Source organism: Sphingobacterium sp. 1.A.4 (genome assembly GCF_002734245.1).
Lineage (GTDB): Bacteria > Bacteroidota > Bacteroidia > Sphingobacteriales > Sphingobacteriaceae > Sphingobacterium > Sphingobacterium tenebrionis.
In genome coordinates this window covers 83061-97644 of record NZ_PEAZ01000001.1, presented here as the reverse complement: position 1 = coordinate 97644, position 14584 = coordinate 83061, and the positions used below count along the sequence as shown (strand labels likewise).

The window sequence follows — 14584 nt, the reverse complement described above, 5'->3', positions numbered from 1 at the left end:
AATGGGAGCATATCTCAGGGATTTATGCTTATCTTAACGGTTGCATAATTAGATACCTGAGATATATTTATGAAGATCTTACCTACACCTGATAACGAAAAGGCACGGTTAGAGGCTCTGAACTCCTTCGGACTGATAGGGTTGGGGAAGATGCCAGAATTGGATGTTTTTGCCAAGCTGGCCTGCCTTTTGACAAATAGCCCCACCTGCATCATTGCTATCATGGAGGCGGACATGCAGCGAATCCAGAGCTGTATCGGAATGGATCTGGAAACAGTTGAACGGAAAAATACCGTTTGCCAATATACCCTGATGGGTGAAGGCCCCCTGATGATCCCAGACACCTTTTCTGATCCACGTACATCTGATAATCCGCTGATCCAAGCAGGCAATATCCGTTTTTATGCCGGTGTACCATTGAATGATGATCGTGGAATGGCCCTGGGGACGATCTGTGTGGTCGATTTTAAGGAGAAAACATTGTCGGAAAAGCAATTGGGGGAACTAACAAAACTTGGTGAAGCTGTTGTAGGCGTTCTACTTGCCAAAAGAAAGAGCCTTCAGGCGGGATATTTTAAGGAAATATTGTCAAATACGCAGAATATGATCTGTGTGATGGATGAAGGTTTCAGATTGAAGGAAGCGAACCCTTCTTTTGCTGATCTGTTCGGGATCCCAGTGGGCCAGCTCACGGGTATGGATTTCTTGGAGCTGATGCAGGTGAATGAGGAAGGAGAATTGTTGCTTCGGAACAACAACAATGAAATGCAGACACATACACTGATCTCTGGATTTCAGGAAGTTACCATAGATTGGAATATTAAATTCGATCCTAAGAACAGGGAAATCTTTGCATTCGGTCGGAATATAACCAGGGAAAATGCAGAGAAGTTGAAACTGGAGCTTTCCGAAAGAAGGTTCAGGAATTTCTTCGAGAACGGTATCGGACTGATGAGCATGCACGATATGGATGGGAATATCCTGGAAGTGAATGAGAAGGGCAGGGAGGTGTTGGGCTATAGGGCAGAGGAAGTCGAAGGGCTGAATCTCATCGACCTTATTCCCCAGGAGAACAAACATCTCTTAAGGGCCTATCTTGACAGGATCCAGGCCTATGGTGAGGCAAGGGGTATGATGGTGCTGGTTAGCAAATCCGGAGAGTGGATCTACTGGCTCTATAATAATATGATTGAGCAGGATGGAGAGGGCAGGCCCTATGTCGTAAGTACCGCCCTTGACATGACCGAGAGGATCATCTTGGAAAAGAACCTCTTACATACCCAACAGATACTTGAACAGACCAATCTAGTAGCACAGGTTGGGGGTTGGGAATCAGATCTTGTTAAAAATGAGATTTTTTGGTCGGATTCCACCAAACTTATCCATGGGGTAACGGTTGATTTCCAGCCAACTATGGAGAATGTTTTCGATTTCTATGCAGAGGAGGAAAAGAAATGCCTCCAGTCAAACTTTCATGAAGCTATAAAGGGCGGTAGACCCTACGATCTTGAACTGAAGCTAAAAAAGGACTCTGGCGAGGAGATCTGGGTCCGGATAAAGGGGATACCGGAGATGGTCAATGGACGGTGTGAACGTGTATTCGGCATTATCCAGGACATTGACCATAGCAAGCAAATGTTCCTGGAACTGGAACGTAAGGAGGCCATGCTACAATCTTTCGTGGAACATGTTCCGGCCTCAGTTGCAATGTTCGATAATGACCTTAACTATTTGGCAATCAGTCAACAATGGAGGGAGGAGTTCCACAAAGGCAGGTCTATTCAATTGAACCATAACCTTTATGAACTTTTTCCAAATATCCCGGATAAGCGAAAAAGAATATACGAGAACGCCCTACAGGGTATTGCCTACCGAAACACCGATGAGCTATTGTTGATCGAAGGGCGAGAGGAGGCTCAGCATTACAATTGGGAGGTCCGTCCATGGCGGTTGGGTGATGGTAGCATAGGAGGGATCATCATCTTTTCTCAGAACATCAGTGAACAGGTGGCCCAGAATGAAGAGCTCAAGAAGGCGAAGGAACTTGCTGATCTGTCCAGTAAAGCCAAGTCAGAATTCCTTGCCAATATGAGCCATGAGATCAGGACACCATTGAATGGAGTTATCGGATTTTCCGACCTTTTATTAAAAACCCCCCTGGATGATCTCCAGAAGCAATACCTTAAATACGTACATGAATCCGGTACCGGGTTACTCTCGATAATCAATGATATCTTGGACTTTTCAAAGATTGAATCCGGAAAACTGGAGTTATATGTCGATCGCTATGATATTTACGAAATGGTGAACCAGGTCATTCATGTCATCCTGTACCAGGCCCAGAATAAAGGTATTGAATTACTATTGAACATAGAGCAGGGTCTTCCAGGGGTCATCTTCATAGATGAATCTAGGATAAAACAGGTGTTGGTCAATCTATTGGGAAATGCCGTCAAATTTACAGAGAACGGAGAGATCGAACTGGGGGTATCAAAAGTTTGGATCAATGAGGAGATTGTTCGCTTGAAGTTCTCGGTCAGGGATACTGGGATAGGTATCCCAAAGGAAAAGCAACAACGGATTTTTGATGCCTTCACCCAAGAGGATAGCTCGGTTAGCAAACGTTTTGGAGGTACAGGCCTAGGCCTGACCATCTCCAACAACATACTGAAGTATATGGGGAGTGAACTGATGCTGGAGAGTACCCCTGGGATAGGTTCCACGTTCTGTTTTGAGATTGATGTTCCCTTTGAAAATCCAACCTCCCTAGAGAAGGCCTTGGCCGTGGAGAATGTACTTATCGTAGATGATAATGCCAATAACCGCATTATTCTGGAGCATATGCTCTCGTTTAAGGATGTACATACCCAATCCGTAGAAAATGGTTTCGGGGCACTGCAGTTGTTGATGGAAGGTCAGCAGTTTGATGCCATATTGATGGACTATCGGATGCCCATCCTGAATGGCCTGGAAACCATCGAAAAGATCAAGGATCTATATGAGTCAAGACAGCAGGCAACACCAATTCTAATCCTGCACAGCTCCTCAGAGGATCAGGAACATTTTGGTGACTTTCGACATCAGCCCAACTGCTACTGTCTGGCCAAACCTATCATTTCCGAGGAACTCTATCGAATCTTACGGAACAGGCCCAAAACAACCGATGAAATACAATCAGAGCCAGTGGATTCCAATCCCGGTCGCATTGAAACAGATCAGAAAAACTCAGGCCAGCATGAGCAAAAGCATATCTATAAGGTATTATTGGCCGATGATAATACCGTCAATATGGAACTGAACATACGATTGATCGAACAGGTACTTCCAAACAGTCTTACCGTAGGCGTAGAGAATGGTTTATTGGCCGTCCAAGAGTGCCACAAGGAGGATTTCGATCTGATCCTGATGGATATACAGATGCCATTGATGGATGGAACGGAGGCCACCAAAAGTATCCGAACCCTAAAGGGCTATGGACACACTCCGATCATAGGAATATCTGCAGGAACCATTAAGGGGGAAAGGGAGAGGTGCCTGGAGGCAGGAATGACCGATTTTTTGGCCAAGCCCATCCGGTTTGATGAATTCAGGGAGCGGGTGCTTAAGCAGCTTGGGCTCCATAAGCGTAAATATAACCTTACAGGGGCACTCGTACTACATATTGATAACCGGATAATCCGGCAGGCCACAGATTCAGATCCAGATTTTAGGAAGGTGTTCCTGGACCTGATCAAAAAGGAACTAAGATCCCAATGCGAACAGTTGAAAATGGCGGAAGACCAGGGCGATATGGAGGTTATCGGTCGTCTTCTCCATAAAATGAAAGGCACCTCAGGCACCTCTGGACTTGTTGAACTGAACAATCTGATTGTGGCATTGGAATCCTTGATACTGAGGGACCATGATTCGGCAACGGATATGTTAAATACCTCGTTCCGGGATAAAAAACCGGAAGATCCAATCCTGAATGAGGGTTTGGAAAATATTTATGCAGAAATTGAATTGATTTTTAAACTTTTAAAGCAGATAGAGGAGTAGATAAAATGGTTGTGTTATTGGCCGAGGACGATGAACTGATCCTCAGAACACTGGAACATAAATTGACCAAGGAAGGGTTCGATGTTGTGCTGACAAGAAATGGCCTTGATGCCATTTCCATAATCAGACAAGGAGGTATTGATCTGATTATTTCAGATATCATGATGCCCTTTGCCTCGGGCATTGAAATATTGGCCGAGGTCAAGATGATGGCCGAACCCATTCCCATCATCATGCTCTCGAGCATGGCTCAGGAGGAGATCGTTCTGGAGGCATTTGATCTTGGTGCCTCTGATTACATCATCAAGCCCTTCAGCCCCAATGAGCTGATCATCAGAATAAACAGATTACGGAGGAAATGACCATCTGATGGAGCCGGTACTGAACATTCATGAACTAATGATCGCTATCCAGGTCGTCTTGATCCTGGTGTTCCTTTTTACATTGGGTCTGCTTTTTTATAGTTTCAGGGAATATAAAGCGCTGGCGGACAAGACCCGATGGAAGAAGCTCCTGGATGATTACCTTATAAAATCGATAGTCACCCAAATGGAACAGTCCCTGCAGGTGGATCCGTCTCTGGAAAACTTGTGCAGGAAACAGACCTTCAGACGTTTTTTTATTGGTCAATTGATCGAATCTGAACGTAGGTTTACCGGTACTGCTGCAAAGACCATAATGAACATCTTTTACATTTACGGGTTGGATAAGGAAGCTTACCAGATGCTTTCCAACACAAGGCCCTACCTAATCGCCCGGGGCATACAGGCCTTAACAGTCATGCAGGTCAGGGAAGCACTACAGGAGATTCGAAAAAGATTGGAGCACCCTAGCGAAATTGTATACCAGGAGGCCCAATTGGGCATAGTTTATTTTGAAGGTTTCAAAGGACTAGCATTCCTGAATGGTGTGGAAAATATCATTTCCGAGTGGCAACAGCTCAGGATCCTGAATTCAATAAAGGTCCTTACGGAAGATGCTGTCACAACTCTTTTAGAGTGGTTGCATTCTACGAATGTTTCCGTCATCAGATTGGCCCTGAAGATAATCAGGAAATTCCAGTTATTTGAAATGGAAGGCGTGCTGTTGGAAAGATTGGAAAATTCGGACCTTAGGATCAAAGAGGAATTGGTCAGAACCCTGTTCAGTATTGAACAGGCAGATACCAGCACGGCATTGTTGGCCTATTTCCCAAAAGCGACCATGCAAGAACAGTTCTCCATAATAAAAGGCTTGGGACATACCCGCGCATTGGATAAATTGGATTTCCTGAAGGAACAACTGTTGGATTATCCACACCCTGAGGGAAAGGTTTTGATTGCCGAAGCAATGGCGAGTATGGGACAGATCCCTTTCCTGGTGCAACTTCGAGGACAGCTGCTACCCCAGGATCAGACCCGTTTGGTATTGAATCATGCCCTTAAGAGTAAGATATGAGCGAAGTAGCGAAGGTAATTTATGAAATAACCATTTGGTTATTCCTGCTCTATGCGGCGGGAATCTTTTCTATATATACATGGATAGCTATATTTTCCTATGGTGCTCTGGTGCGGTATAAACAGGGGAATGTCTTTACTGATTATTCAATCATTGCAACAGATCCAAATGCTCCAAGTTTCAGTCTAATAGCACCAGCATACAATGAGGGGATGACCATCGTGGAGAATGTACGTTCCCTATTGTCCATTTATTATCACAGATTGGAGATCATTATCGTTAATGATGGCTCTAAGGATGATTCCATTGAGCGATTGGTCAAGGCCTATCATTTAGTGCCTGTCCCTTATATCATAACGGGGAATCTGTCCACCCAAGAGGTCAAGCAGGTCTATAAAAGTACGAATCCGGCATTTAGGAAACTGATTGTTGTCGATAAGAAAAACGGGGGCAAGGCAGATGCGCTGAATGTGGGTATCAATATCTCCAAGTCAGATTATATCGTATGCATAGACGTGGACTGCATCATTGAACAGGATGCGGTACTCAAACTGGCCAAGCCCTTTATGGAGCAGACCGATGAACGTTTGATCGCTTGCGGTGGTGTAATTCGTTTGGCCAACAACTGCAGGATCGAACACGGGAAAGTACTGGAGGTCAACTTGCCCAAAAGCTGGCTGGGTCGTTCGCAGGCACTGGAGTATATCCGGGCATTTGTACTGGGAAGGATGGCCTGGTCCCGTGCAAGTGGATTGATCCTGATCTCTGGGGCCTTTGGGGCATTTGATAAGGAGATCGTTCTGGCTTGCGGGGGATATGACCATACTACTGTAGGAGAGGACATGGAATTGGTGGTGCGTATGCGCCGCTATATGATAGAGCATAATTTACCACATCAGGTGATCAATATCCCCGATCCATTGTGCTGGACAGAGGTTCCTGAAGATAAAGAAGTACTAAAGAAACAACGTAACCGATGGATGCGCGGTACGATGGAAACCCTTTGGAAACATCGCAAGCTGATGTTTAACCCGAAATATGGAAAGCTCGGCATGGTCAGTCTTCCGTATTGGTTCTTCTTTGAATTCCTGGGACCGTTTGTGGAGTTTTCAGGATATGCCGTCTTTTGGATCTTTGTTTTTACCGGGACCATCAACTGGTCTTTTTTTATCGCGTTGTATGCTCTTGTCGTCTTTTCGAGTGTACTGTATTCCACATATGCCATTGCTGTTGATCTGGTCAGCCGCCAGGTCTATTCCAAACAGAAGGATATGCGGAAATTGCTCCTAACGGCTGTATTTGAACCTTTTTATTTCCATCCGTTGGTCACCTGGGCTGGAATTCGCGGCATGGTAGATTATTTCCGCAAGAAAAGCGGTTGGGGCGAAATGACCCGACAGGGCTTTTCACAGGAAAACCAGGAAAGTTTAAGGGCCAGGCTGGTTAGGGCGGGGCAGCATATCCTGCAACATTTCTCTATGGTCGGAAGTCTTTTCATCGGCATTGGGCTTGTTTTTTCCGTGATCGAATGGTTGCACTATGGATCATTTATCCATCAGTTCAAAGGGTTAACTGAGTTTTTAATCCTGATCGGGAACAACCTGCTTTACAGTTTTACGCTACTAGTTGTTCTTGGGATGCTGTTCGGTCTTATTCACCTGCTTAACAGTACACTTTCCAAATGGTTATTTAATCTCCTTCTGGCGATTCTACTGATTTCCCAATTGCTGCTGGCCTACTACTTTTCATCCTCGAGAAACCTGTTGGGATCCGATCTCTTCTTTTATTCCGCTGAGGAAATAAAAAACATCCTGGAATCCAGTCAGGTTCTGACCTTGAAGAATATCCTTGCCCTGTTTGCCGGTCTTTTGGCTATCTATAGCCTTTTCCATTTTTTAGCTAAAAAATGGAAGGGCTCTACATATTTGGGATTAGGCTTAATGGGATTAGGTATTACCAGTATCCTTCTGCTGAGCCTATCCATGGAGTTCAATAGTGATAGGGACGAATCTGTTCAGACCGCCGAACGGAGTAAACTGGGGTTCTTTGTAGGATCCAATACCGAACACCTGATGCAGGAGATGAAGGCTGGATATTTTGACAGTAATCCAGGAGCTGTCTATGCGGGTATTTCTGCGGATTACCCATTCCTAAAACAGGAACAAACGAAGGATGTGCTAGGCCCATTGATGGTCAAGACCGATAAGGTTCCCAATCTGGTACTGATCATTGTTGAGGGATTGGGGAATGCCTATTCAGACCCCAAGGGCTATATAGGGGATTTTACCCCTTTTTTGAGCAGTCTGAAGGATAGCTCAATGGTGTGGGAAAATGCCTTAAGCTCTTCCGGTAGGACATTCTCAGCACTTCCGACCCTTTTGGGATCTCTTCCCTTTGCCAGTGCCGGATTCCTGGAACAGGCAAATTATCCCGATCATTTCAATCTCCTGAACGTACTGAAGCATAACCATTTCCAAACCGCTTTCATTTACGGTGGTGATGGTAATTTCGATTTCATGGCCAAATACCTGGAATTCAACAGGACCGATAAGATCATCGAGCAACGGAGTTTCCCCGAGGGTTATCGCAAGCTGCCAAGTTCAGCTGGTGAAAGCTGGGGATATGAAGATCAGGCCGTGCTGGACCAATTGTACAGGCAAGGGGATGGTGCGACGCCTCCATATTTTCATATCGCCCTTACCTTGTCCACCCATAATCCTTTCTTGATCAATGATGAGAAGAAATATGCGGATCTATATGAGAAGCGCCTTCAAGATCTTAGATTGACCAAGGAACAGCGTACGTTTGCCTTGGCCAACAGGAAACAACTGATCTCTGTGATTAACGTAGATGATGCCCTTAGGGAGTTTTTTTCCAAGTATGCAACGAGGGCCGAATTCAAGCATACGATTTTTGTGATAACTGGTGATCATGCCATGCCGGAAATTCCCCTGCAATCCAAGATCGATCGCTATCATGTACCTCTTATCCTGTATTCGAAAATGCTTAAGGTAAACAAAAGGTTCACCAATATAGTCAGCCATTTCGATTTTGCCCCTAGCTTGATAGCCTTTTATCGTCAGAATTATGGTTTGAAAGTACCACAAAAGGTTACCTGGATAGGAAATGGCCTGGATATCGGAGGTAGTAGACCGGGCATTGGTATTCCGATCATGCAGAGCAAGTCCCAATTGATCGATTTTGTCTATGATGGATACCATATCAATGATCAAAAACTCTTTCAGTTGGATAGGTCCCTGAATGAGGATCCGGTTGGTGAAGATGTTAAAGGATCAATCATAAGTGATAGGTTCGAGCAGTTTCGGGATATGAACAAGGATTTTATCCGCTCGGGCAAACTGATGCCCGATTCGGTTTACCATGAGTTCTTTAAGCAGTAAACTGGTCCTAGAACCTTCTTTTATATCCCAGGCTGATATCAAACTGGTCATCCTTGGTCTGCGGTCTGTATTCTACGTTATAATAGGTCCAGGTAATGGAGAACAGATTCTTCGATCTAACCGTGAAATTGTAATCCAGACCCGCTTTAAAGGATTTCAATCTATATGGATTTTCGGAAAAGAGGTTTTCACGGTTCTCCTCAGGGCTGATGCCGGTACCCACGATAAATCCCAAATAATCATCCGCGCCCCTGGTATAATATCGAACAGTTCCGGCATATGATTGGGAGATGTTCTCATTATCAGGAGTGAGGTATGTTCTGGCATTGAACCAGAAGTTTCCATAGTATTTTCCGATAGATGCGGTGTACATCCAGATATTCTCCGTAAATTTCAACTGTCTATAACCAATCTCAGCTTCAAAGCTTTTCGGTAGGTTAGCGTAAAGGGATGCCCCGGACCTGAATCTTGGGAATATGCCCACGTTTTCGGAATATCCCACACCCAGGTACATGTAGAATATGTTGGAAAGTCGCGGATAGGACTCCAGTTCAAATTGAACACCATTGTCTGCAAATTTGTTTGCGTAGTTTGTCCGGAATATGAATGAACCTATGGGTGTGGCACGCTTATAACTTGTACCTAAAACATGCCAATTGTCCTCAAACTGGGTGTTAAAGTACATGAAATTATAATTGATTCCGATTTCATGTCCTGTTTCCTGGTTCTTTAAACGAGCCAGCATATCCCTGGCCTCCCCATTTTTGGGGTTTACCTCCAAAAGGGATTGGAGAGAGTTCAGGGCATCATCATATTGTTTCGCGCTCTGAAGGATCTTCGCCTTTAATAAAAGGAGGTATTCTGTTTTTGGCGAGATGGACAGGCCTCTATTAACGATCTGCAAGGCTTTGGGGTGCTGGCCTTCCCAATACTCTAGGGAACCATAGGCTAGGTAGAAATCAGGATCCTGGGGGGGGGTAAGCGCGATCATTTGAAAAACCATACGGGCGGAATCAGGCTGATCGGACCAGGTGTATAATCTTCCCAGGAAGACCTGGATGTCCGTATAGTCAGGGCTTCTTGTCAATGCCTGTTTCGCGATATTAATTGCCCCGGGATAATTTTTGTTCTCAAATGCTTCAATCCTTGCTTTTTGGAAAAGCTGATCAGAGTTAAGCTCCTGTGAATGGGCTGTGCTGGTTCCGAGGCACAATATGACCCAAATGAGCGCAGGATATAAAAAGTTATTGTAGAGGAATGATTGTTTTCCGTGTAAGCGCATGATGATATAGTTTATGCAAATGTAATAAATCTACCTGTCATTGAGAGAAACTTCGCTGCCCCAACCAGGCTATCTGTTAATTTCGGGATACAAGACGAGCAGGCCTTGAGGATCATGCTGTCAGGACAGGCGATTTGCAAATATGCGCACTTTCCAGCTTCCCTGTGGGAACCTGCAATGAGGGATGATCTTGGCAATGAGGGATCAGGGTCAATGGTCTCCCTGTTCTTGGATCTTTGAACCCCTTACGGCGTTTTATGCTGGACCTACAGAGGTAAAATATCCGGGTTCGTCCCGGTACATTCAATTATCCCCTGCAATAAGGTTTTCCATACGACCTTAAAATAGGGGTGCTCTGGAGTTCGGGTATAATAAATTTGGGCCACTGTATATTTCCCATTGGCATCCGGATTACTGTCCTTGATCAGAAAGGTATTTGCCAGAAGGGACAGAAAGCCTTTCTTTCCTTTCTTACCACTATCCGGATCCTGCAATATGCTCACTTTAAAATGGTCATAATCAAAATGAAAGGTCCCGTTACTATTGACGTCGTCCCCATGGATATCAAATTTAATCTGTCGGATATTCCCCGAATTGAGCTCGATGTTCAATAATGGAATCAGGATCTTGTTGTATGCAGGTGCTTGCATCCTTTCCAGAGACCCTTTATAACTGTATCTCCCATTTCTGCTCAACATATCAAAGTTAAAATGGGCCTTCAACAATCCTTCCCCCATTGCGTATCCCTGAAGATCTGCTTCCATATGGCTGTTCCTTCTCAAACTTAGGGTATCATTGTTCACATTCCTTAAAGTTCCTTGGATCTGGTTGAAATGGACCGTGCCGTCCCGATTGTATCTCTTGCTCCTTTCCGTATAACTTAAACGGATTCCTTTCAGATCCACCCGATCCAGGATGATCCGTTGGTTGAATGCCATGATCTGTTGGGCCGGATTCTCGCCGATCTTTGATACATTCTCCTGTTGGTACCGTTTATCCTTGGAAAGGTCGATATTTCCCTTCTCCAATAACAGATGTTCAGCTCTTATCAACCTATCCTGGATAAACCTTCGCAAGTGCAGACCGGTCATCCTGAAACCTCCCAATTTCAAGTCGATCATCGATTTGTTCTCTTGATCGTTCTTTGCAAAGGTGGTCCTGGATACCATGGGTCGGATCATAAGGTCCGACATAGTCAATAAACTGTCCTTGGCATTCAGCCTTAGATCCTTTAAGGAAAGTTTATAGGGACTGTTGGGTATTTCAAAATCAAATTGGGGCAAAGATACCTGGATATCCTTTGCAAATAATACCCTTGAAGGGTTTTGTTCTGACTTACCATCGATCAGAAAATCCTTCATTTCCAGATCAATTTTTTTTACATGAAGGTCCTCTCCGTCATTTTTTATCGTCAGATCGGCTTTTTTGATATCGATAATTCCAATATGTAGGGACTTGAGATGCTTCTGGAACAACTCATAGGCCATTTTGGGTTTCTCTTTTTTCTGATTGTTTGTTTTATGTTGATGAAGGACAAGATTCAGAGCATCCAATCTAATGGAGGATATGCGCAATTTTTTGTATAGAAGCAGATCGATGATCCCTAGCCCTGATAGTCTCAGGCTTGGTGAACTGCCTTCAAGAACGAATTCAGTGAGCGAATCCTGACTATTCAGTTTTTTGAGGATGTTGGGGTCGGCAGAAAGTTTGAGTTCCTGTATTTGGATGGTCCCAGTTGCCAAGGTCACATCCAGATCTTTCATATCTAATTTATATAGGCCATCCGATCCTTCATGAACCTTTTGGGTGATTTCACTTTTCAGGTATGGTGCAAGATAGGAGGATAATATCCAAGAGGCTATTAAACCGATTAGAAGGATACTGCCTAGGCTGTTTAAGATTATTCTTAGGGTGCGATTTTTCTTCGTTTGATCGCTTTTTCTGTTAACCATTAATGGAGGAACCGATGAAGGGCGGTTTTGTTTGGTATGGAAATGCCATAATTCCTGCGTTCTGGACTCCAAAGGCCCTGAAGAAAATAATAGCCAGTCAATTTATCTGAGTTGGGCTAGGGGCCCATTCATAATGTTGGAATCATTGCATATAGGATTAATTACTTCCCTTATTTTCTATTTTAAGGTTATTTGGAAAAGGCTGGATCGGATGATTTTTAAGCTTTTATAAAGATTATCAAAAATGTCAGGTAACTATTTGGTAATGATGCTTATTGCTTTGCTTTTCAACGTGTTTCAGTTAGATTATAGCTCATATAATAATTATGAGGAGAAATTTATTCAGCATTTATAAAACCAAATGATGTTTGCTTATTGAAAAAAACGGTGTAAAATGTAGTCATTGTCGGAAGAACTCGACCATTTTTTATCTTTTAAAGACTTTATCTATTTAAGACAGATTGTTCACCATCACTTTGTAGTTTCAAGACCTCAAGACATTTCAATAACTGCTATAGTAAAGTAAGGATAAACTATTGGGCAATTAGCTGCCCGGTCCGAGCTATCTGCACAAAGTATGGTGAAGACCCAAGCAATGGTTAGGACAGACAATATTGAACAGAGTTTCGAAAAAACATATTATTATTAAAGATATTTGCCCACATAATTGTTGGAATGCAGTGGTCTGTGACCCATCGGTCGGATTGGTCGAAATAATCCTTATTAAAAATGGGCAGCACGCTTGAGTGCTACCCTAAAATAAAACCTAATCGTTCCATCAGGATTGATATTGTACGATCAACTCTGACTAATGAATGTTTAAATCTAAAAAAACTATTTAAAAAACACAAGCCTACGATCGGGAGATGTAGGCTTGCTGACTATTTATTAACCAAAAGTCTTAAGACTTATATTATCAAAGTGAATATAGAAAAAAATATACTAAAATAAGCCCCGCCTGTTGATATAAAGGGGATGGACACGAAATCTTTAGGTTAAAAGTGTAGTATAATTGATTTGGAGTATCTGTCTTCGCCTGGATAGGATATATTCGTTAGCATAATTGTAAAAAAAAGGCTAATGTTGATACATCCCATTGCTTAGAAAATCGCTATCCTCGACTTTCATCTCCCGTAATCCGTCAATACGGTAGGTGATTGCATTCCATAACTTGAAACTGCGAATTTATTTGCGCCTGCCATTTTTCTAAAATTCATCCATGCAATTTTCGACCTTGTTCCATTTCTTTAATCCAGAATGGCTATTCTTCTTTTCATACAAGGTGACATTTAATGTCGGTACTGATTTCCTGTTCAGGATTATCTTTGGCCAATAAGCAATCTTCTGGTCTTTTGCATTCTGGCGGGCAGTTCAATGTTTTTTCAAATACTAAAATATCCGACCGGAACAAATCATCAATAATCTCCTTTCCCGATATAACCTACTTTTCCATTAAAATTCTATTTAAACTAACATGAATTCGAGATAAGCAAAATCTCAAATCCGATCTTTTAGTTTGAGTACACACCACTTTTGTCCAGATAGATTTCATTCCTTCCATTCTGGAAAACCTCATCAATAGGTGCAAAAACATCGATTAGATCCTCGCGATAACCTTCCAATAAAAATTCTATGCTCTCTGGACTAACCTTATACATGTTATAGATAGCATCCTCCTCCAGGAAACTGATGTCCGATTTGAGCAGGTTGACTTCATATCTTTTAAATAGTTCAATTGCTGAAGCCTTGTCGATCTTTACGAGGTTTTTTGCCGAGAGGTCAAAGCTTTGCATTTCTTTCTGCAATTTCTCCGAATACCTATTAGTGAGGTATTTTAGGTACAGATCTCTGTCTGCTGTCCTTAGGGCTTCATTTCTGTAAGCGATCTTCTCCGGAGACATGTCGAACTCAAATAGTTCAGGTTGTTCTTTATAATGGAAATGCTCATTGAATTTTTCCAATCTTTCATCCAAGGTCATATTTTTTCTTTGTTCATGTTTCTGAGGCCAAATTAGATAAAAAATCCGAACCAATTTACATGAACAAATACTTTTTTTTCAGGACAAAATACCTGGGATAACCGCTGATTTTAAACCAAGGACTTAAATGGGGCTCAGGTGCTTGAACTAAACATTCCACGATATTCATACCTGTAGTGAAATTGAATATCACCATTCCATTATTGTCCTACCATTTCAACACAAATGTACATATTGAATACGGCCTTGAATGATTTAAAATCAAGTGCTGGTCCTGGTTAATGGTTGCCAGCTCCCTATGGGTAGATGGAACAACTTATTTTCCATTTCGGGGATAGATCGGAGCTGAACCCCGAAGTAGGATTATCGCTATTGCCAGGAGTGCCCAGGATCCGGAATTCCCAAAAGCGAAACAGTATTTGTGCCCAGCGTCCGAAGTGCAATAAGCAGTACACCAGAAGTCCCACTACATCCAATCGGGACTTATAACCAAAA

Annotated in this window: 7 protein-coding genes; 4 read left to right on the top strand and 3 right to left on the bottom strand. The window is 43.1% G+C overall.

What is annotated here, in order from left to right:
- Positions 1-69: 69 nt before the first annotated feature.
- The 4 genes from CRJ00_RS00445 to CRJ00_RS00430 are packed head-to-tail and all read left to right on the top strand — an operon-like array spanning position 70 to position 8876.
- The gene (locus tag CRJ00_RS00445) at positions 70-4038 is read left to right on the top strand and encodes a response regulator (protein WP_099364973.1); all 3969 of its coding nucleotides are present in this window, start codon (positions 70-72) and stop codon (positions 4036-4038) included.
- 5 nt (positions 4039-4043) lie between these two features.
- The gene (locus CRJ00_RS00440; RefSeq protein WP_099364972.1) at positions 4044-4400 is read left to right on the top strand and encodes a response regulator transcription factor; all 357 of its coding nucleotides are present in this window, start codon (positions 4044-4046) and stop codon (positions 4398-4400) included.
- Between the two features lie 7 nt (positions 4401-4407).
- Positions 4408-5475: a HEAT repeat domain-containing protein gene (locus tag CRJ00_RS00435; RefSeq protein WP_099364971.1), complete on the top strand. Its 1068-nt coding sequence runs from the start codon at positions 4408-4410 to the stop codon at positions 5473-5475.
- Complete coding sequence (locus CRJ00_RS00430; protein WP_099364970.1) at positions 5472-8876, top strand: sulfatase-like hydrolase/transferase; 3405 nt, start codon at positions 5472-5474, stop codon at positions 8874-8876. Before CRJ00_RS00435 ends, CRJ00_RS00430 begins: the two co-directional genes overlap by 4 nt.
- A gap of 7 nt (positions 8877-8883) precedes the next feature.
- On the opposite strand, the gene CRJ00_RS00425 is transcribed toward CRJ00_RS00430, so the two are convergent.
- The 3 genes from CRJ00_RS00425 to CRJ00_RS00415 form a co-directional block, all read right to left on the bottom strand.
- Positions 8884-10158 (bottom strand): YaiO family outer membrane beta-barrel protein, encoded by a 1275-nt coding sequence (locus CRJ00_RS00425; RefSeq protein WP_099364969.1) that lies wholly within the window; start codon positions 10156-10158, stop codon positions 8884-8886.
- Between the two features lie 266 nt (positions 10159-10424).
- Complete coding sequence (locus tag CRJ00_RS00420) at positions 10425-12110, bottom strand: hypothetical protein (protein ID WP_099364968.1); 1686 nt, start codon at positions 12108-12110, stop codon at positions 10425-10427.
- A gap of 1511 nt (positions 12111-13621) precedes the next feature.
- Positions 13622-14089: a hypothetical protein gene (locus tag CRJ00_RS00415; protein WP_099364967.1), complete on the bottom strand. Its 468-nt coding sequence runs from the start codon at positions 14087-14089 to the stop codon at positions 13622-13624.
- Positions 14090-14584: the final 495 nt, after the last annotated feature.